Below are 19,614 nucleotides of genomic sequence, written 5' to 3'. Positions count from 1 at the left end.
GTTATGGCGGTACGCTGGCGCCATGACGTCACTCGACCCCGCCCTCACGGACGCCCTGCACGCCGAGCGCGCCTACCACGACACCTGCCGAGCGGCCCTCGCCGCGATGGTCGAGGACGCCGCCGAACAGGTCGTCATCGGGGAGGACGTCTCCGCATCCGGAGCCGACGCCGAGGTCCTCGGCCACCGGCTGCGCAGCCAGGCCAAGGCCCTGCGCGAGCTCCCGCCCGGCCCGCTGTTCTTCGGGCGCCTCGACTTCGCCGACGACGCCCCCGGACACGGCGGGCAGAGCTACCACGTCGGCCGGGTCCGCGTCACCGAGGACCCGGCCGCACCTCCGCTCGTCGTCGACTGGCGGGCCCCCGTCTCCCGCGCCTTCTACCAGGCGAGCGCCCGCGCACCGCAGGGTGTGGCGGTCCGGCGCCGGTTCGGCTGGGCGCCCGGCGGCCGCGGCGACTCCGCCGGTCTCACCGGCCTGGAGGACGAGCACCTGGGCCGGGGCGAGTCCCGGACCAGCGACATCGTGGCCCGCGAGATCGAACGGCCCCGCGTCGGCCCCATGCGGGACATCGTCGCGACCATCCAGCCCGAACAGGACGACCTCGTCCGCGCCGCCCTCACCGACTCCGTCTGCGTGCAGGGCGCCCCCGGCACCGGCAAGACCGCCGTCGGCCTGCACCGCGCCGCCTACCTGCTCTACACCCACCCCAAGCGGCTCCAGCGCTCCGGCCTGCTGATCCTCGGCCCCAACCGGACCTTCCTCACCTACATCGCCGAGGTGCTGCCCTCCCTCGGCGAGACCGCCCGTCGCGGAGCGACCGACGGGGGCTACCGGCAGTCGACCCTGCTGGACGAGATCGCCCGCCACCCGGTCACCGGCACCGACCCGCTCCGGACCGCGGCGGTCAAGCACGACCCGCGCATGGCCGAGGTGCTGCGCCGGGCGCTGTACGCGCGCGTCACCACCGACGGCGCCACCGACCTCGTCGTGCCCGACGGCTCCCACCGCTGGCGCGTCCCCGCCGCCGAACTCGCCGGCCTGGTCGCACAGGTGCGCGCCGAGGAACCGCCGTACGCCGTCGGACGGGAGCGGGTGCGTGCCCGGGTGGTGCGGCTGCTGCGCGACAAGGCCGAACGGCGCTCGGGGGTGCTGCCCGCCTCCTGGGTGCGCCGCGTCGAGCGCTGCCGGCCGCTGACCGGACACCTCGACGCCGTGTGGCCGAAGGTCCGGCCCGAGGAGGTCCTCGCCGGACTCCTCACCGACGGCGAGGCGCTGGCCCGTGCGGCGGACGGCCTGCTCGACCCCGACGAGCAGGCGGCGCTGCTGTGGTCCCGGCCGCCGCGCTCGTACAAGTCGGCCCGCTGGTCGGCCGCCGACCTGGTCCTGCTCGACGAACTCGCCGGGCTCGTCGAACACCCCGAGGGCTACGGGCACCTCGTCGTGGACGAGGCACAGGACCTGTCACCGATGGAGTGCCGGGCCATCGCCCGCCGGGCCGCCTTCGGCTCCCTGACCGTCCTCGGCGACCTGGCCCAGGGCACCACCCCGTGGGCCGCCCGCGACTGGTCCGTCCAGCTGCGCCACCTCGGCCGGCCGGACGCGGCCGTGATCCCGCTGACCACCGGGTTCCGCGTGCCGGCGGCCGTCCTCGCGCTCGCCAACCGGCTGCTCGCCCGCCTCGACGTCGACGTACCCGCCGCCACCTCCCTGCGCACCGACGGGGAACTGACCCTGCGGCCCACCGAGGACCTGCTCGGCACCACCGTGGCCGCCGTGCGCGACGCCCTCGCCCGGGAGGGTTCGGTCGGCGTGGTCACGGCCGACGCGGACACCGACCGGGTGCGGGCCGCGCTCGACCGGGCCGGCCTCGCACCGGCCGGCCCCGACACGCCCGGCGCCCGGCTGACCGTCGTCCCCGCGAGCGTGGTCAAGGGCCTGGAGTACGACCACGTCGTCGCCGTGGAACCGGCGGCCGTGGCCGAGGCGGAGGAACGCGGCGCCCACCGGCTGTACGTGGTGCTCACCCGGGCGGTGTCCCGGCTGGACGTCGTCCACAGCCGGCCGCTGCCGTTCTGACCGGGGCCCTGGACGGCCGGTGCCCCGGGGACGAACCTGAGGGGTGATGCTGCTCTTCCTCGACGTCGACGGCCCGCTCATCCCCTTCGGGGCGGCGGACCGCGCCTACCCGCTCCACGACGGCCCGCCGGTGCCCGCGGGCCACCCGCTGCTGCCGCGCGTCGACCCCGCGCTGGGACCCCGGCTGACGGCACTGGGCTGCGAGCTGGTGTGGGCCACGACGTGGACGGACGGCGCCAACGACTGCCTCGCGCCGTGGCTGGGCCTGCCGCCGCTGCCGGTCGTGCGGTGGCCGGACGCGGACCAGCGGCCGGGCCGGCTGCACTGGAAGACCCGCCCGCTGGCCCGCTGGGCGGCGGGCCGGCCCTTCGTCTGGGTGGACGACGAGATCACCGGGGCCGACCGCGCCTGGCTCGCCGCCCACCACCCGGCCCCGGCCCTGCCGTACCGCGTCGACCACCGGTACGGCCTGACGGAGGCCGACTTCGCCGTGCTGGAGCAGTGGCTGCGAGCACACTGACACGGCGTGCGCGCCTCACGCGCCGACGTACTCCGCCAGGTGCTCGCCGGTGATGGTGGAACGGGCCGCGACCAGGTCCGCGGGGGTGCCCTCGAAGACGACGCGGCCGCCGTCGTGACCGGCGCCGGGGCCGAGGTCGATGATCCAGTCGGCGTGCGCCATGACCGCCTGGTGGTGCTCGATGACGATCACCGACTTGCCGGCGTCGACCAGCCGGTCGAGCAGGCCCAGCAACTGCTGCACGTCGGCGAGGTGGAGACCGGTGGTCGGCTCGTCCAGGACGTAGACCCCGCCCTTCTCCGCCATGTGCGTGGCCAGCTTCAGCCGCTGCCGCTCGCCGCCGGAGAGGGTGGTGAGCGGCTGGCCCAGGGTCAGGTAGCCGAGGCCGACGTCCCCCATGTTTCGCAGGATGCGGTGGGCGGCCGGGGTGCGGGCCTCGCCGTCGCCGAAGAACTCCTCGGCCTCGGTCACCGGCATCGCCAGCACCTCGCTGATGTCCCGCCCGCCCAGGCGGTACTCCAGCACCGAGGCGTCGAACCGCTTGCCCTCGCACTCCTCGCAGGTGGTGGCCACCCCGGCCATCATCGCCAGGTCGGTGTAGACGACCCCGGCGCCGTTGCAGGAGGGACAGGCACCTTCGGAGTTCGCGCTGAACAGCGCCGGCTTCACCCCGTTGGCCTTGGCGAACGCCTTGCGGATGGGCTCCAGCAGACCGGTGTACGTCGCCGGGTTGCTGCGCCGCGAGCCACGGATCGGCGCCTGGTCCACCGACACCACACCCGCGCCGGCCGGGACCGACCCGTGCACGAGCGAGCTCTTGCCGGAACCGGCGACCCCGGTGACGACCGTGAGCACGCCGAGCGGGATGTCGACGTCCACGTTCCGCAGGTTGTGGGTGGTCGCGCCGCGGATCTCCAGGACCCCGGTCGGCTCGCGCACCGTCTGCTTCAGCGCCGCCCGGTCGTCCAGGTGCCGCCCGGTGAGCGTGCCGCTCGCCCGCAGCCCGGCGACGGAACCCTCGAAGCAGACGGTGCCGCCCGCCGTGCCGGCGCCCGGACCGAGGTCCACCACGTGGTCGGCGATCGCGATGACCTCCGGCTTGTGCTCCACCACCAGCACCGTGTTGCCCTTGTCGCGCAGCCGCAGCAGCAGGTCGTTCATCCGCCGGATGTCGTGCGGGTGCAGGCCGGTGGTGGGCTCGTCGAAGACGTACGTGACGTCGGTCAGCGAGGAGCCGAGGTGGCGGATCATCTTCGTCCGCTGCGCCTCGCCGCCCGACAGCGTGCCCGCGGGCCGGTCCAGGGAGAGGTAGCCGAGGCCGATCTCCACGAACGAGTCCAGCGTCCCGCCCAGCGCGGTCAGCAGCGGCGCGACGGACGGCTCGTCCAGGCCGCGCACCCACGCGGCCAGGTCGCTGATCTGCATCGCGCAGGCGTCGGCGATGCTGATCCCCTTGATCTTCGAGGACCGGGCCGCCTCGCTGAGCCGGGTGCCGTCGCAGTCGGGGCAGGTGGTGAAGGTGACCGCCCGGTCCACGAACTCCCGGATGTGCGGCTGCATCGCCTCCCGGTCCTTGGCGAGCATCGACTTCTGGATGCGCGGCACCAGACCCTCGTAGGTCATGTTGATGCCCGCGATCTTCATCCGGACCGGCTCGCGGTACAGGAAGTCGTCCAGCTGCCGCCGGCTGAACGTGCGGATCGGCTTGTCCGGGTCGAAGAGGCCCGACTCCGTGTAGAGGCGGTGGTTCCAGCCGCCGGGCTTGTAGCCGGGGATGGTCAGCGCGCCCTCGCTGAGCGACTTGTCCTCGTCGTAGAGCTGGGACAGGTCGATGTCCGTGACCGCGCCCCGGCCCTCGCAGCGCGGGCACATGCCGCCGGTGATGCTGAACGCGCGGCGCTCCTTCACCGTCTTCCCGCCGCGCTCCACGGTGACCGCGCCCGCCCCGCTGATCGAGGCGACGTTGAAGGAGAACGCCTTGGGCGAGCCGATGTGCGGGGTGCCGAGCCGGCTGAACAGGATGCGCAGCATCGCGTGGGCGTCGGTCGCGGTGCCGACCGTGGAGCGCGGGTCGGCGCCCATCCGCTGCTGGTCGACGATGATCGCGGTGGTCAGGCCGTCGAGCACGTCGACCTCGGGCCGCGCCAGCGTGGGCATGAAGCCCTGGACGAACGCGCTGTACGTCTCGTTGATCAGCCGTTGCGACTCGGCGGCGATGGTGTCGAACACCAGCGAGCTCTTGCCCGAGCCGGAGACCCCGGTGAACACCGTCAGCCGGCGCTTGGGGATCTCGACGCTCACGTCCTTGAGGTTGTTCTCGCGTGCCCCGTGCACACGGATCAGGTCATGACTGTCGGCGGCGTGCTGTGCGATGGCCTCGTCCATGCCGGCCACCGTAGCGGTGCCCCGCCGGAGGGCGCTTCTCCATTCCTGACGCCTTCTTCCCGACGCCTTCCGCCAGGCCCGCGGGCGCAGCCGGCAGCCGTGCCTCCGGTCCGAACCGGTGACACGACACACTCTTGCAAGCGGGTGCTTGCAATTGTTAGCGAGGGTGGGGCAAGGTGGAGGCATGGCATCGCTGAACGTCGGCAACCTCGGTGAGTACCTGCGCGAACAGCGGCGGAACGCCCAGCTGTCGCTGCGGCAGCTCGCCGACGCCGCCGGGGTGTCCAATCCGTACCTGAGCCAGATCGAGCGCGGGCTGCGCAAGCCCAGCGCGGAGGTGCTCCAGCAGGTCGCCAAGGCCCTGCGCATCTCCGCCGAGACGCTGTACGTCCGCGCCGGCATCCTCGACGCCGAACGGGACCGGGACGAGGTCGAGACGCGCGCCGTCATCCTCGCCGACCCCACGCTCAACGAGCGGCAGAAGCAGGTGCTGCTCCAGATCTACGAGTCGTTCCGCAAGGAGAACGGCTTCGGGATCGGCGAGCGCGCCGAGGAGGACGGCCCCGGGGACGGACCCGTGGACCAGGGGACCGGCGGCGGCAGCCCTGCGGCCGGCTCGGGCGATGCCACCGGAAGTGACACGGACGCCGGCCCGCGGCGGACGGCCGGCTGACGCCGGACCAGGGCTCCGGACGCCCGCCGCGGACCACACCCACCCAGCCGAACGCGAATCCGATCCGGGAGGACCCTCACCATGGCCATCACCGACGACCTGCGCAAGACCCTCAGCGACCCGACCCCGTTCTACTTCGCCGCCGGCACCGCCGACCTGGCGCTCCAGCAGGCCAAGAAGGTGCCGGCCCTGGTCGACCAGCTGCGCGCCGAGGCCCCGGCGCGCATCGAGGCCGTGCGCAACACCGACCCGAAGGCCGTGCAGGAGAAGGCCGCCGCCCGCGCCAAGGAGGCGCAGGAGACCCTTCAGGCCAAGGTCACCGAGTTCATCGGGACCATCGACGTCGACCTCAAGAAGCTCGGCGAGACCGCCCAGGACCTCGCCCTGCGCAGCGTCGGCGTCGCCGCCGAGTACGCCGTCAAGGCCCGCGAGACCTACGAGCGGGTCGCCGAGCACGGCGAGCAGGCCGTGAAGACCTGGCGCGGTGAGGCGGCCGAGGAGATCGAGGAACTGGCGATCGCGGTCGAGGGCAAGGCCGAGCCGGTCGAGGTCGGGGACGACCAGCCGAAGCCGGCCGAGGCCAAGGCCGACCCGGTCGCGGACAAGAAGTCTGCGGCGAAGAAGGCCCCGGCCCCCCGCAAGACCCCCACCCCCCCGCCCGCCACGGCGAAGAGGACGATCCCGCCGGCCAAGTGACCCCGCCGGCCAAGTGACCATGGCCGACGAGACCGGTGCGGGCCGGGCACCTTTGGGGTGTCCGGCCCGTTCTGTGGGTACGGTGGCGGCGTAGCAGGGTTCGGTCATCAACGGGCGGTGGACAGCATGCTGATGTTGGGGTTCGCGGGTTTCATGGGCATCTTGAAGATCATTCTGATGGCCCTGGCCGCGTTCGGGCTGTTCGACGCCGCGTTCCGGCGCGAGGACGCCTTCCGTGCCGCCGACAAGCAGAACAAGGTCTTCTGGCTGATCATCCTGGGCATCGCCCTCGTGGTCAGCTACCTGTTCTCGCTCCTGTCCATCCTCCCCATCGCCGGCGCGGTGGCGAGCATCGTCTACCTCGTCGACGTCCGCCCCGCCCTCCAGCAGGTGGGCGGCGGCCGTGGGTGGGGCCGGCGCCGGGGCGGAAGCAGCAGCGACGGCCCGTACGGCCCGTACAACGGCGGCCGCTGACGGCGCCCCGCCGCGGGAGCGCTCGCCGGGTGCGCCGGGCCTGTCCCGGCCCGCCCGGACCCGGCGACGGCGCGGAACCGCCGGACGGCGGGACCGCGCCTACCGCGTCCGGTCCAGCAGCACCACCGCGACGTCGTCGGTCAGCTCACCCCCGTTGAGGTCCCGCACCTCGCTCACCGCGGCCCGCAGCAGCTCCTCGCCCCGCAGCCCCTCGGACAGCTGCCGGCGGATCATCTCCAGCATGCCGTCCTGACCGAGCCGCTCCCCGCCCTCACCGACCCGGCCCTCGATCAGCCCGTCGGTGTAGAGCATCAGGCTCCACTCGGCGCCCAGCTCGACCTGCATCCGCGGCCAGCGGGCGCCGGGCAGCAGCCCCAGGGCCGGGCCGTTGTTCTCGTAGGGGAGCAGCCGCGCCGGCCGGCCCGGGCGGGCGACCAGCGGGGCCGGATGGCCGGCCAGGCACAGGCCCGCCCGCCGTCCGTCGGGTGCGATGTCCACCGTGCACAGCGTCGCGAAGATCTCCTCGTCGGCGCGCTCGTGCTCCAGCACCTGCTGCAACGTGTTCAGCAGCTCGTCCCCGCACAGCCCGGCCAGCGTCAGCGCCCGCCAGGCGATGCGCAGCTCCACGCCGAGCGCGGCCTCGTCCGGGCCGTGTCCGCACACGTCGCCGATCATGGCGTGCACGGTGCCGTCGGGGGTGCGGACGGCGTCGTAGAAGTCACCGCCGAGCAGTGCCCGGGACCGGCCGGGGCGGTAGCGCGCGGCGAACCGCAGCGAGGAGCCCTCCAGCAGAGGGGTGGGCAGCAGGCCGCGCTCCAGCCGGCGGTTCTCCTGCGCGCGCATCTTGCCCTCGGCGAGCCGCCGCTCGGCCGTGTCGGACCGCTTCCGCTCCACCGCGTAGCGGATGGCGCGGCTGAGCAGCCGGCCGTCCAGCTCGTCCCGGAAGAGGTAGTCCTGGGCGCCCACGCGCACGGCCTCGGCGCCGCGCTCGGCGTCGCCGGAGGCGGTCAGGGCGAGCACGGCGTGCCGGGGCGCGAGGTGGAGGACGTGCCGGAGCACGGCCAGCTCGTCGTCGTCGCTGCCGCCGGGCGCCGGGAGCGCCAGGTCCAGCAGGATGCAGTGGACGTCGTCGGTGAGCAGCCGCTCGGCCTCGGTGAGGTTGCGGGCGGTGCGGACGCGGATCGGCTTGCCGGCCGGGTCCAGCAGGTCGGGCACGATCGGCGAGCCGGCCGGATCGTCCTCGATCAGCAGCAGGGTGAGAGTGGCGCCGGTGCCGTTCACGGCCGTGGCGTCGCGGTGGGCCTCTTCCTTGAGTAGGCCGCCGGCTGCGCGGGCGGCCTGCGCCTGACCACTCTCCACGGCCGGGATCGCTCTCTGCCGCGGTACGGGTACGGGCATTGTCCTGGGTTCCTTCCCTCCCCCCGAGGGCACGGCGGCGTCGAGGGGTCTCGACCCACCGACCGGGACCATAGCGGCTGGGACCGCCCCGACGGAATGGTGTGAGCCGCGTCGCTCCGGTGCCCGCCACTGTCATATGCCGCGTTCCGTACCGCAGTTGGACACGCCGACGGCCGGTAGGGGATGACGAAGCTCACGTCCTGGGGGAGTTTGGGGTGGATCGGGCGTGCGACGGGTCACATGACGTGCGTCACCGGGGACATGGCGCGCACCGCCCCGCACCGCGTCGCACCGCGCGTGCGGCCGGTCACGCGTCCGGCCGTACGACCCCGAGGATCGGCATCGATCCGGCGCCCGCGATCGTCACCGTCCGCCCGGGGCGCGGCGCGTGGATGATCCTGCCCTCGCCGATGTACATCCCGACATGGGTGGCGTCGTCGAAGTAGATGACGAGGTCACCGGGCCGCATGTCCTTCACCGCGACGTGCCTCAGCTGCCTCCACTGCTCCTGCGAGGTGCGCGGGACGGGGTGGCCGGCCGCCGCCCAGGCCTGGGAGGTCAGGCCCGAGCAGTCGAAGGAGTCCGGGCCCTCGGCGCCCCACACGTACGGCTTGCCGAGCTGGCGGGTGGCGTACCGCACGGCCTTCTCGCCCTGTGCGGAGGCCTTTCCGTGGACGTCTCCGAGGGCGCCGGTGTCCAGCCAGGCGGTCTGCGCCCTGGCCGCGGCCTCCCGCTCCAGCTCGGCGAGCCGCTCCTTCTCCTTCTTCTCCAGCCGGGACTGGAGCTTCTCGGCCGCGTCGATCTGCTTCTCGATCTTCTTCTTGGCGGCGTCCTTCGCCTTGCGGTTCGCCTCCAGTTCCTTCCAGCGGGCGGAGGCGTCGTCGGCGTAGCTCTGCAACTCCTGTTGCGTGCGGGCCTTTTCCGCCATGAGCTTCTTCGCCGCCTGCTGGCCCTGGAGCGCCCGTCCGGCGCCGTCCAGGAACTGGCCCGGGTCGTCGCTGAGCAGGAACCGGGCGGTGTCGGACAGGCCGCCCGTGCGGTACTGGTCGCGGGCGGCGGCGCCCGCCTGGTCCTTGAGCTCCTCCAGTTTCCGCCGGCCGTCGACGATCTTCTTCGCCAGCGCCGCGATCTCGGCCGACTGCTTCTCCGCCTTCTCCTCCGCGGCGTTGTACGCGTCGGTGGCCACGGCCGCGTCGTGGTAGAGCTTGTCGAGCTTCGCGCGGACCTCTTCGAGATCCTTGCCGGGCGCGGGAGTCGCGGCCGGTCCGGGGGCCGCCGTGGGGGCGGGGGTCCCCGACGGGGTGCGGGGTGGCCCGGGGGCGGCGAACGCCGCGCCGGGCGCCGACAGGACGGTCACCGCGCAGATCACGGTCAGGGCGGCCGTGAGCAGGCCGCGCTTGCCCGGTCCCATACGTCTTCCCCCAAACTGATTTACCGTCAGTAACTTACGGGCGTCTGAGGGATCGTGCCACGGCCGCGCGCAAAGCGACAGAGGCCGTCGGAAACCGGAATTCCCCCGCTCATCGCCGGATACGACGATCTCCTCGCCGGTGTGACGAACGACGCGCGGAGATCGTTCCGTCCACGGCACCCCGAACGGGTGATTCCGACGCGGGGTCAGGTACGGGGTCCCGGCGCGGGGTTCGGGGTGTAGCAGCCGGGTCGGGGCGTCGCCGCCGGGGCCGGTGTGCGGGACCCGGGCCGAGGGCGTCGCGGTGGGGGCCGGTGTGCGGGACCCGGGCCCGCTCAGGGCGTCGCCGCAGGCGCCGGTGCGCCGGAGCCGGGTAAGGCGAGTCCCGGCGCGCGTCGGTGTCACGTCCGGGGCGTCACGGGCGGCCCGCCCGTGGGGAGTCAGGTCCGGGGCGCCAACGCGGCCCAGGTCACCGTCACTTCGCCCTGCCGCCAGCGGGCCGGGGTGTCGGTGACGGGCCAGTCGGCTCTCAGGTCCCGCACCGTGCGCAGCCAGCGCTGCCGGGCGCCGTAGGAGGCGTAGGGCGCGGCGGCGGCCCAGGCGCGGTCGAAGTCGCGCAGGAAGGCGTGCACCGGCTCGCCCGGGACGTTGCGGTGGATCAACGCCTTCGGCAGGCGCTCGGCGAGGTCGGAGGGGCGGTCCAGGGAGCCCAGCCGGGTGGCGAAGGTGACCGTGCGCGGACCCTCCGGGCCGAGCGCCACCCACACGTGCCGCCGCCCGATCTCGTCGCACGTCCCCTCGACCAGCAGCCCGCCGCGCGAGCCGCCGGCCGCCGGGGCGAGCCGCGCGCACAGCCGCTCCCACACCGCCGCGACCTCGCCCTCGTCGTACTGGCGCAGCACGTTGGCGGCCCGGATCAGTACCGGTCGCCCGGGGACCGGGACCTCGAAGCCGCCGTGCCGGAAGGTCAGCCCCTCCCGCTCGTACGGCCGGGCCGCCGCCACCCGCTCCGGTTCGATCTCCACACCGACGACGCGCGTGCGGGGCGCTGCCGCGCGGAGCCGGGTCAGCAGCTCGACGGCGGTCCAGGGGGCGGCGCCGTATCCCAGGTCGATCGCCACCGGGTCGCCGGCGCGGCGCAGCTCGGCGCCGTGCGTGGCCGCGATCCAGCGGTCCATGCGGCGGAGCCTGTTGGGGTTGGTGGTCCCGCGCGTCACCGCTCCGACGGGCCGGGTGGCTGTGCGGGCTGTCATGGCTACGAGGGTAAGCGCGCCGGGACCCGCTGCCGCCGACGCCGTCCGGCTTCGAACAGTTGATCGGTAACGGGTAATGATTCGGCAAAGCCGTCTGAGGGGGAAATGGCCGGGCACCCGCTCACTGTTGGACCAGCTTGAGGGGCGAGGTGGGCCCTTGTCAGTCGTGTCCGCAACAAGGAGGAACGCCAGGTGAGCCAGTACGTCAGCAGGCTCGGGCGACGCTCCCCGTCGGCCGGCACGCGACTGCGGCTGTACCGCAGGCCCCGCCGGGTCGCCATGCTCTCCGTGCACACCTCCCCGCTCCACCAGCCCGGAACCGGCGACGCGGGCGGCATGAACGTCTACATCGTGGAGCTGGCCCAGCGGCTGGCCGCGATCAACATCGAGGTCGAGATCTTCACCCGGGCCACGGCCGGCGGCCTGCCCCCCACCGTCGAACTGGCCCCCGGCGTCCTCGTCCGGCACGTCGACGCGGGCCCCTACGAGGGCCTGGCCAAGGAGGACCTCCCGGCCCAGCTGTGCGCCTTCACCCACGGCGTCATGCAGGCCTGGGCCGGTCACCGCCCCGGCCACTACGACCTCGTCCACTCCCACTACTGGCTCTCCGGCCACGTCGGATGGCTCGCCGCCCAGCGCTGGGGCGTGCCCCTGGTGCACGCCATGCACACCATGGCCAAGGTCAAGAACGCCAACCTGGCCGACGGCGACACCCCCGAGCCGCCCGCGCGGGTCATCGGGGAGACCCAGATCGTGGCCGCCGCCGACCGGCTGATCGCCAACACGGCGGAGGAGGCCGGCGAACTGGTCCAGCACTACGCCGCCGACCCCGCGAAGGTCGCCGTCGTCCACCCCGGTGTGAACCTGGACCGCTTCCGCCCCTTCCCGCGGGGCGGCGCGTGGGACGGCGGCGCGCCGGGGGACGGCTCGTCCGCCACGGCCGAGGCCCGCGCCGCCGCGCGTGCCCGTCTCGGTCTCCCGCCGGACGCCCTGATCCCCCTCTTCGCGGGCCGCATACAGCCCCTCAAGGCGCCGGACATCCTGCTGCGCGCCGTGGCCGTGCTGCTGGACGAGCGCCCGGAGCTGCGCTCCCGCATCCTCGTCCCGGTCGTCGGCGGTCCCAGCGGCAGCGGGCTCGCCAAGCCGGAGGGCCTCCAGAAGCTCGCGGCCCGGCTCGGCATCGCGGACGTCGTGCGGTTCCACCCGCCGGTCTGCCAGGAGGAGCTCGCGGACTGGTTCCGGGCCGCGTCCGTCCTGGTCATGCCGTCCTACAGCGAGTCCTTCGGTCTGGTCGCCATCGAGGCGCAGGCGTCCGGGACTCCGGTGCTCGCGGCCTCGGTCGGCGGGCTGCCGGTGGCCGTGCGGGACGGCGAGACCGGCTTCCTCGTCGAGGGCCACGATCCGGCCGACTACGCGCGCGTGCTCGCCCGGTTCGCCGACGAACCCGGCCTCTCGGCGCGCATGGGCCGGGCCGCCGCCCGGCACGCCCTGTCCTTCGGCTGGGACGCGGCCGCCGCCGCCACCGCCGACGTCTACACGGCCGCGACCCAGTCCCACCGCCGTCGCGTACGCTCCCACCATGGGTGATGTCGAGAAGGCCGTAGAGGTCCTGGAGAGCGTCTTCCGGGACGCGGAACTGGAGTGGGAGAGCCCCGAGCCCGGGAACTACGTGGTCAAGCTCCCCGGCACCCGCAAGCTGTCCACCACGGTGTCCTTCCTCGCCGGCCGCCACTCCCTCTCGCTCAACGCCTTCGTCATCCGCCACCCCGACGAGAACGAGGCGGGCGTCCACCGCTGGCTGCTGGAGCGCAACCTCAAGCTGTACGGCGTGAGTTACGCCGTGGACCACCTCGGCGACGTCTACGTCACCGCCCGGCTGCCGCTCGCCGCCGTCACCCCGGACGGGGTGGACCGGCTCCTCGGCCAGGTCCTGGAAGCGGCCGACGGCGCCTTCAACACGCTGCTGGAGCTGGGCTTCGCCTCCTCGATCCGCAAGGAGTACGCCTGGCGGGTGGCGCGCGGCGAGTCCACGCGCAACCTGGAGGCGTTCATGCACCTGATCGAGCGCCCGGCGGACTGACGTTCCGCTTTTCTTCCGTACGACCCCTTTCCCGCCCGCCGGGCACAGTGGCATGCTCACCGCCAACGCATTCCTGAACGTCGTTCATATTCGTGAATTACCTCGAGGATCGGCAACCGGCGTGCACGCCGGAGGACGAAGGGGCGGGTGGACATGAGCAACGCGCACCTCACCAGACGGACCCTGCTCGCCGGCGCCACCGCGGTGGCCCTGGGCGCCGCGACCGGCACCGCGCGGGCCGCCGAACCTCCGTCCCTGTGGGGGGAGTTCACCCGCACCCCGCTCACCCACCCGCAGATCCCGTACATCGGCCGGGCGGGCTGCCGGGCCGGGGCGAGCCGCTTCCCCCGCCACCGGGTCGTCGCCGACGTCACCGCATACGGCGCCGTACCCGACGGCACCACGGACTGCGCCCCCGCGATCAACCGTGCCATCGCCGCCGCCGGAAGGGCCGGCGGTGGCACGGTCACCATCCCGCCCGGCACCTACCGCATCGACGACGTCATCCGCCTCGGCGAGTCCAACGTCGTGCTGCGCGGCGCCGGCAGCGGCCGGACGACCCTGTACGCGACGAAGAACCTCACCGAACTGATCGGCGTCTACGGCTCCCGCTACGGCGGCGACAAGTCCTCCTGGTCCTGGGCGGGCGGCCTCGTCTGGCTGGCGCCGAGGGCCCGTTGGGAATCCCTGACCGCCGCCATCAGGGACCGGGCCTGGCCCTTCGAGGGCTGGACCGGCAACAGACGGGACGAGTGGACGACCCTCACCACCGTCGCCCCGGCGAAACGCGGCTCGTGGACGGTCACGGTCGCCGACCCCTCCGCCCTGCGCCCCGGCCTGCTCGTCCTGCTCCGCCTCGCCGACGACGCCGCCCACACCCTCCTGCAGCACATGGCGGGCGGCGGCCCCGGCCCGGCGGCGTACGTCTGGGACGACAAGACGAAACTGACCTCGTACGTCCCCTACGAATGGCCCGTCCGCGTCCACCGCGTCCACGGCCGGCGCGTCACCCTGGAACGCCCCCTGCCCCTCGACATCCGCCCGGAGTGGGACCCGCGCCTGACCACGCACGTGCCGGAACTGACCGGATCGGGCGTCGAGGGCCTCACCCTGGAAGCGGTCCAGACCCCGCAGTCCCCCCACCTCCTCGACAAGGGGTACAACGGCGTCGTCCTCCAGTGCGCCTACGACTGCTGGGTGGACGACGTCACGGTCCGCCACGTCGACAACGGCTTCGGCCTGGTCGCCGCCTCCGCCTGCACCCTGCGCCGTACCCGGGTCGCCGGCCGGGGCTCGCACCACCCGTACTTCTGCCGCGAGGGCTCCCACGACAACCTGATCGAGGACTTCACCATCGAGGAGCGCACGGTCCCCGCGCCCGCCAACACCCAACTGCACGGCATCAACGTCGAAGGACTCTCCTCCCACAACGTCTGGTCGCGCGGCGACATGCGGATGGGCACCTTCGACAGCCACCGCGGACTGCCCTTCGCCGACGTCCGCACCGACATCACCGTGAACAACAACGGCCGCCACGGCGGGGACGCCAGCGCCGGCCCGCTCTTCGGCGCCCGCTTCACCCACTGGAACATCCGGGTCACCAACGGCCGCGCCGGCCTCGTGAAGATCGACGGCCTCGCCCCGTACTCGGCGACCGTCGGCATCAACGAGGTCCGCGAGTTCGACCAGACGGACGTCCCCGACTTCACCGGCGACCTGCACTCCCGCCTGGAGCTGTACGGCACCACGGACGCCGTGCACCCGCGCAACCTGTACGAGGCTCAGCGCGCCCTGCTCCGGTAACGCCCCGGCGTCACCCCGACCAGCTTCTTGAAGTGCCGGGTGAGATGGGCCTGGTCGTAGAACCCGGCGACCGGGGCCACCTCGCCCGGCGGCACCCCGTCCAGCAGCAGCCGCCGGGCCCGCCCGACCCGCCGCGACATCAGGTACTGGTGCGGGGCGATGCCGTACGCGCCGCTGAACGCCCGGATGAGGTGCGCCGGATGGGCGTGCAGCAACCGGCCGGCCTCCTCGAGCGACACACCTTCGACGACCCGCGCGTCCAGCAACTCCCGCAGCCGGCGGGCGAGAACGGGGCTCTGGTGCCGTTCCCCGGCCGCGCGCCGCCGCAGCCGGAGCCGCAGCTGCTCGGCGACGAGGGCCAGTCTGCTCTCCGCCTCCAGCTCGTCCCCGGGCCGTGCGAGGGCGGCGTGCAACTGCCCGACGCGCAGTCGCAGCACGGGGTCCCGCAGGTCGGGGGAGTCCACGGCAGGCCCGATGAACTCCTCTCCGAGCCGGCTGCTGTCCAGATAGACGACCCGTTTGCGGAAACCCCCCGGCGTGGCCGGCGAGCCGTTGTGCGGCACGTGCGGCGGCAGCAGCGAAACGGTGTCGAGCGGGGTGCCGTGCTCATGCCGGTCGAGGTCGTACCGTACGGCGCCGTCGTCGACGATGAGCAGCGTCCAGGCGTCGTGGACGTGCATCGGGTAGGCGTACTCGGTGAAGCGGGCGTGGAAGACCTCGGTGACGCCCGGCACCCGGGGACGCCACGCGCTGACGAGTTCCTGCCCGGCGGCCATGCAAAAAACGTACAAGACGTGACCGGGACCCGGCCGCGAGTCTCAGTCCATGAACACTGAACCCATCCGTTTCGACACGAAGATCGCCGTGCTGCTGCGCGAGGACCTGGAACCCTGGCAGCGCCTGAACGTGACCGCGTTCCTGGTCAGCGGCCTGGGCCCGACGCTCCCCGAGGTGGTCGGCGACCCGTACGAGGACGCGGACGGGGTGTCGTACCTGCCGATGTTCCGCCAGCCGATGCTGGTCTTCGAGGGCACCAAGGAGACCCTGAAGGCGGCGCACGGCAGGGCGCTGACCCGTGCCCTGCCGTGCGCGGTGTTCACGGCGGACCTGTTCACCACGGGCAACGACCGCGACAACCGCGCGGCCGTCCGTGCCGTCCCGACCGCCGAGCTGGACCTGGTGGGCCTGGCGGTGTACGGCCCGAAGAACGGGGTGGACAAGGTCCTGAAGGGCGCACGCATGCACCCGTGAGCCGTTCCGCGGCGCTCTCAGGCGAACATGCCGGGAACGTAGTCGCCGGCGGGCTGCCGGACGACGACGTTGAGGCGGTTGTAGGCGTTGATCACGGCGATGAGGACGACCAGGGCGGCGAGCTGCTCCTCGTCGTAGTGCTCGGCCGCGTTCGCCCAGACCTCGTCCGGCACCCCGCCGGCCGCGTCGGCGATCCGGGTGCCCTGCTCCACCAGCTCCAGCGCGGCCCGCTCGGCGTCGCTGAAGACGGTGGCCTCGCGCCAGGCAGCGACCAGGTGCAGCCGGGTCGGGGTCTCGCCGGCCGCCAGGGCCTCCTTGGTGTGCATGTCGAGGCAGGGCCCGCACCCGTTGATCTGGCTGGCCCGGATCTTCACCAGCTCCTGCGTGGCGGCGGGCAGCGAGGACTCCGTGATCGCCTTGCCGGCGGCGGCGAAGTGCTTGAACACCTTGCCGGTGGCGGGACTGGCGAAGAGGTCGAGCCGAGCGTCCATGGTGTGCTCCTCGGTGGATGGCGGCTGGTTGCACCTCATTGACGGAGGGAAAACCGCGCATGTGACGTGGCCGCGCGTGACCTGCGTCACTCCCCCTGCTGCATTGGCACCACGCCCGTCACCGGGACGTGGGACGGGCGCGCTCCCCGCCAGGACGGGCGCCGGAACCGGTGTGACGATCACAGGGAGATGGCGGGTCGTCCACCATCCCTCATGGTGACTGCCAGGGAGACCACTTGATGAACCGCACCCCGCACCGTCTGCTGGGCACCGCCGCGGCGGTGGCCATGGGCACCGTGGCGCTGCTCGGCACCGGCGCCGGCACCGCCGCCGCATCCGGGAAGGCGTACTGCGAGCGCGCCGAACGCCCGATATGGAGCGAAGGGCCCAGCCGCAACGTCACAGCCCACGGCTGCGACATCCCGGAGCAGAGACACCGCTGGTACGTCATCGACGTCGACACCCTCGTCCAGCCCCGCCACAAGACGGACTACCTGGACGAGGACATCGCCGGGACCAGCACTCTGCACGACAAGACAATGAGGTGCATGGGCTACACGAAGGACGAGCACGCGGTGAACTGGTTCGGCTGCGTACCGCAACTGAAGTGACCTGGAACGAGGCGAAGACAGGCCGCACACGCACCCGGCGCCGGGGAACCGCGCCGGGCGCGTCCGCTGTCGTGGCCTGTCGTGAGCACGGCCGCACTGCTGGTGGGAACGTCTGATCCAATGAACGGATGACGGACGCGAGCGCAACTCTGGGACCGCTGGAACTGTTCCACGGCCGGTGGGTGGTGGGGGACACCGGCAAGGGCCACTGGGTGGAATTCCGGAGGGACGGGCTGTACCAGCACGAGCCCGACTCGTCAGGACACCTGGTCCCGTGGTCCCGGATCATGCTGGGCATGAACCTCACCATGGGCAGCAAGTACCCGGCGAGGGGATCGAACGGCTTCGGGGGGCTCTTGGGCGGCCTGCCCGGCCCCTGGCGGGGGCGCGGCAGCGGTTACCTGCACATGACCCTGCGCCACCCCTACGAGAACTGGATCGCGCGCTTCGACCGGCACCCCCGCTCTTACCCCGGCGCCCACCTCGTCTTCCTCCAGCTCCTGACGACGCGAGTCATCGACGCGGGACAGGCACAGCTCCTGGGTGACCCCGACTGGCTGGGCCGCGTGGTCGCACGGTTGGCGCCGCAGCGGCCCCGGGGATGGCGCGGGATGAGGGAAGCGGTGACGCGGGCCGTGGAGGCGGAGGCATGAAGGCCGGCCGAGGGGCGGGGCGGGCGATGGCGCCTGTCACAGACCCCTCGGCCCATGGCGTCGGCTCACGTGCTGACGGGCGCAGACCGTGGCGGCTCGCCGCGCTCGCGCGGGAGCGCCCCGCGGCACGTGGCCGCGGGGCGCCCCGGTGCGGGAGGGGGTTAGTCGACCTTCTCGCCGTCGTGCTTCCCGCCCTTGCAGACGTTGTCCGTCAGATCCGCCATCCCGCCGCCCTGCTTGCACTCGGAAGGGGTGACGTACGAGTGGGCACCCGGGGTGGTGGCGGCGATGGCGGTGGCAGCGCCTGTGAAGCCGAGTCCGGTGAGGGCCGCCGTGGCGATACAGGCGGTGAGGATGCGTCGAACGCGCATGTGGTTCCCCTTTCGCGGATTGCCTGGATTGGGGCACTACTCAGCTTGATCTTCACCCGAGTGGGTGGCATGTCATGGTGGGCCATTCGGGTGACGAGGCGACGAGAGCAGCCTGCCCGAGGGGGTGGTGACGTGCCGGGTGACTTGCCGGGCTGACCTGCGGAAACGCTGAGCGGGCGACGCCCGGGGGATCGTCGCGGGGCGGTAACCGCGGTGGTCCGGCGCCGGTCGCGTCCAGCGGATCCGCCGAGCGGCCCGGGGCCGGCCTAACGACAGGGACACTTCTTCTTGCGCTGGGTCTTGTCAGGGTCTTAGCGACCTGGGTTTTCGCTGCTCAGGAGCGGTGGGCTCGTGCGCTTGGTGGTCGTCGTTGGTCGTCCTTGGTTGCTGTCGAGCGACCTCGGACGGCCAGCGCCTCACGACGGCGGCCGGCCGAGCCCTCAGCTTGGGAAGCTCGGGTTTCTTGGCGGTGGTTGCTGAATTGACCTGCGGTCAAGTGGCGAAAGGGGCCTGTCTGACCGACGGCCTGGCCGCGGCCATTCCCCGTGGTTCCCCGCACGATCTGGCACGCACCTGGCACGCGGGTCTTGGCTGGTTTCCGCCTCGCGGTCGTCGATCAAGTGCTCAGAAGATGCGGGCACCGCCCTGCGGCGCCTGCCGTTCGGCCGGCGTCGCCACCGTGACCAACCGCTGACGGTCGCGGCACCGCCCCAGGGGCGTCCGAGGCCGGGCCGTGCCGCATCATGTGCGTCATGTCCCTGACCTTTGGCCCTGACCGGCAGACCCGCGAGTTTCTATGCGACTGCTGCAACGCCCCTATCGAGCGTGCCTGGAACTTCGTTCACGCGGACGGCGCTCCCCACGCGGTGTACTTCGCGAACTGCTACCACCACCGAGACCGGGATCACGATGCGTGGATAGACGTGATCTTCGGGACGTGGGGCGTCGGGCCCGACCAGTGGGACGACCACATCTCGTTCGCCTGCCGAGTGGGCCCCGTCGTCGGCCAGCGTGAGCCCGCATCCACCCTGGTCACAGCAGGTCTCGCGCACCCAGACGGGCCTCTCTTCGGCCGCAAGCTCGACCGTGAAGCCGCCTTGCAGCATCCGCGCTTGCCGGAGTTCTGGCAGGTCTCGGACTTCATTTTGGAGAACGACCCGTTGGTACGAGGTCACATCTACGGGCGCTGAACTACCGCCCGACCACTGCAGCGTGCGGCCGGCGCTCCGTTCACCGGTCGGCCGCTTGCGACTGCGCCGAGCTAAGCCGCGAGACCAGGCGGTTAGAAGATGCGGGCACGCCTTGGCGGGATGGTCTGCTGGCTACTCCGCTGCTGTACCGCAGCTTCATGCCGCTTCGCAGCGATGCGCTCACAACGCACATTTCGATCTTGAGGGTGGGCATTCGAAGATTGCTCTCACTCAAGGAGGTTCAAAGCCTGTGACCGTCCCTATTGCGTACAAGGGG

At 72.6% G+C, this 19,614-nt stretch carries 19 protein-coding genes; 12 read left to right on the top strand and 7 right to left on the bottom strand.

Going from position 1 to position 19,614, the window contains the following annotated elements:
• The first annotated feature begins 22 nt into the window (after nucleotides 1–22).
• Entirely contained in the window at nucleotides 23–2,077 is a 2,055-nt protein-coding gene (locus LG395_RS08945; protein WP_225809012.1) for a HelD family protein, read from the top strand.
• Between the two features lie 46 nt (nucleotides 2,078–2,123).
• The gene (locus tag LG395_RS08940) at nucleotides 2,124–2,597 is read left to right on the top strand and encodes an HAD domain-containing protein (RefSeq protein WP_225809011.1); all 474 of its coding nucleotides are present in this window, start codon (nucleotides 2,124–2,126) and stop codon (nucleotides 2,595–2,597) included.
• A gap of 15 nt (nucleotides 2,598–2,612) precedes the next feature.
• Here LG395_RS08940 and LG395_RS08935 read toward each other — a convergent pair whose 3' ends face one another.
• Nucleotides 2,613–4,982, bottom strand: coding sequence for an ATP-binding cassette domain-containing protein (locus LG395_RS08935; protein WP_225809010.1), 2,370 nt, complete (start codon nucleotides 4,980–4,982; stop codon nucleotides 2,613–2,615).
• Between the two features lie 184 nt (nucleotides 4,983–5,166).
• Between LG395_RS08935 and LG395_RS08930 the strand changes: the two genes are divergently transcribed.
• From LG395_RS08930 to LG395_RS08920, 3 genes are all read left to right on the top strand, one after another.
• Nucleotides 5,167–5,655, top strand: a complete 489-nt coding sequence (locus tag LG395_RS08930; RefSeq protein WP_171155071.1) for a helix-turn-helix domain-containing protein — start codon at nucleotides 5,167–5,169, stop codon at nucleotides 5,653–5,655.
• An 81-nt stretch (nucleotides 5,656–5,736) separates the two neighbouring features.
• On the top strand, nucleotides 5,737–6,351 hold the full coding sequence (locus tag LG395_RS08925; RefSeq protein ID WP_171155073.1) for a hypothetical protein: 615 nt from the start codon (nucleotides 5,737–5,739) through the stop codon (nucleotides 6,349–6,351).
• A 126-nt stretch (nucleotides 6,352–6,477) separates the two neighbouring features.
• Nucleotides 6,478–6,825 (top strand): DUF2516 family protein, encoded by a 348-nt coding sequence (locus LG395_RS08920; RefSeq protein WP_171155074.1) that lies wholly within the window; start codon nucleotides 6,478–6,480, stop codon nucleotides 6,823–6,825.
• A 99-nt stretch (nucleotides 6,826–6,924) separates the two neighbouring features.
• Here LG395_RS08920 and LG395_RS08915 read toward each other — a convergent pair whose 3' ends face one another.
• The 3 genes from LG395_RS08915 to LG395_RS08905 all read right to left on the bottom strand — a co-directional run bounded on the left by LG395_RS08915 (nucleotide 6,925) and on the right by LG395_RS08905 (nucleotide 10,887).
• Entirely contained in the window at nucleotides 6,925–8,223 is a 1,299-nt protein-coding gene (locus LG395_RS08915) for a PP2C family protein-serine/threonine phosphatase (protein WP_171155076.1), read from the bottom strand.
• Nucleotides 8,224–8,530: 307 nt separating this feature from the next.
• Entirely contained in the window at nucleotides 8,531–9,634 is a 1,104-nt protein-coding gene (locus tag LG395_RS08910; RefSeq protein ID WP_225809009.1) for a C40 family peptidase, read from the bottom strand.
• 440 nt (nucleotides 9,635–10,074) lie between these two features.
• Entirely contained in the window at nucleotides 10,075–10,887 is an 813-nt protein-coding gene (locus LG395_RS08905; protein ID WP_225809008.1) for a class I SAM-dependent methyltransferase, read from the bottom strand.
• Nucleotides 10,888–11,079: 192 nt separating this feature from the next.
• On the opposite strand from LG395_RS08905, the gene LG395_RS08900 reads away from it, so the two are divergent.
• From LG395_RS08900 to LG395_RS08890, 3 genes are all read left to right on the top strand, one after another.
• Nucleotides 11,080–12,474: a glycosyltransferase gene (locus LG395_RS08900; protein WP_225809007.1), complete on the top strand. Its 1,395-nt coding sequence runs from the start codon at nucleotides 11,080–11,082 to the stop codon at nucleotides 12,472–12,474.
• Nucleotides 12,467–12,967, top strand: coding sequence for a type III secretion system chaperone family protein (locus LG395_RS08895; RefSeq protein ID WP_225809006.1), 501 nt, complete (start codon nucleotides 12,467–12,469; stop codon nucleotides 12,965–12,967). The genes LG395_RS08900 and LG395_RS08895 overlap by 8 nt, the downstream gene beginning before the upstream one ends.
• A gap of 153 nt (nucleotides 12,968–13,120) precedes the next feature.
• The gene (locus LG395_RS08890; protein WP_225809005.1) at nucleotides 13,121–14,770 is read left to right on the top strand and encodes a glycosyl hydrolase family 28-related protein; all 1,650 of its coding nucleotides are present in this window, start codon (nucleotides 13,121–13,123) and stop codon (nucleotides 14,768–14,770) included.
• Here LG395_RS08890 and LG395_RS08885 read toward each other — a convergent pair.
• On the bottom strand, nucleotides 14,749–15,546 hold the full coding sequence (locus tag LG395_RS08885; RefSeq protein ID WP_225809004.1) for a helix-turn-helix domain-containing protein: 798 nt from the start codon (nucleotides 15,544–15,546) through the stop codon (nucleotides 14,749–14,751). The genes LG395_RS08890 and LG395_RS08885 overlap by 22 nt on opposite strands.
• A gap of 49 nt (nucleotides 15,547–15,595) precedes the next feature.
• Between LG395_RS08885 and LG395_RS08880 the strand changes: the two genes are divergently transcribed.
• Complete coding sequence (locus LG395_RS08880; protein WP_225809003.1) at nucleotides 15,596–16,021, top strand: DUF2000 domain-containing protein; 426 nt, start codon at nucleotides 15,596–15,598, stop codon at nucleotides 16,019–16,021.
• 17 nt (nucleotides 16,022–16,038) lie between these two features.
• On the opposite strand, the gene LG395_RS08875 is transcribed toward LG395_RS08880, so the two are convergent.
• Nucleotides 16,039–16,512, bottom strand: a complete 474-nt coding sequence (locus tag LG395_RS08875; RefSeq protein WP_171155091.1) for a carboxymuconolactone decarboxylase family protein — start codon at nucleotides 16,510–16,512, stop codon at nucleotides 16,039–16,041.
• 239 nt (nucleotides 16,513–16,751) lie between these two features.
• Here LG395_RS08875 and LG395_RS08870 point away from each other — a divergent pair, with 239 nt between their 5' ends.
• Both LG395_RS08870 and LG395_RS08865 read left to right on the top strand, forming a co-directional pair.
• Nucleotides 16,752–17,123 carry a hypothetical protein gene (locus tag LG395_RS08870; protein ID WP_225809002.1) on the top strand — a complete coding sequence of 124 codons (372 nt, stop codon included), beginning with the start codon at nucleotides 16,752–16,754 and terminating at the stop codon, nucleotides 17,121–17,123.
• Nucleotides 17,124–17,251: 128 nt separating this feature from the next.
• Nucleotides 17,252–17,776 carry a hypothetical protein gene (locus LG395_RS08865; RefSeq protein WP_225809001.1) on the top strand — a complete coding sequence of 175 codons (525 nt, stop codon included), beginning with the start codon at nucleotides 17,252–17,254 and terminating at the stop codon, nucleotides 17,774–17,776.
• 161 nt (nucleotides 17,777–17,937) lie between these two features.
• Here the strand turns inward: LG395_RS08865 and LG395_RS08860 are convergent, their stop codons facing one another.
• Nucleotides 17,938–18,147, bottom strand: a complete 210-nt coding sequence (locus LG395_RS08860) for a hypothetical protein (protein ID WP_225809000.1) — start codon at nucleotides 18,145–18,147, stop codon at nucleotides 17,938–17,940.
• A 752-nt stretch (nucleotides 18,148–18,899) separates the two neighbouring features.
• On the opposite strand from LG395_RS08860, the gene LG395_RS08855 reads away from it, so the two are divergent.
• Complete coding sequence (locus LG395_RS08855) at nucleotides 18,900–19,337, top strand: hypothetical protein (RefSeq protein WP_225808999.1); 438 nt, start codon at nucleotides 18,900–18,902, stop codon at nucleotides 19,335–19,337.
• Nucleotides 19,338–19,614: the final 277 nt, after the last annotated feature.

It is taken from the genome of Streptomyces spinosus (genome assembly GCF_020400655.1).
In the GTDB taxonomy this organism is placed as follows: Bacteria; Actinomycetota; Actinomycetes; order Streptomycetales; family Streptomycetaceae; genus Streptomyces; species Streptomyces argyrophylli.
The sequence above is the reverse complement of the archived record's forward strand: the minus strand, read 5'-3'. Positions and strand labels throughout refer to the sequence as shown.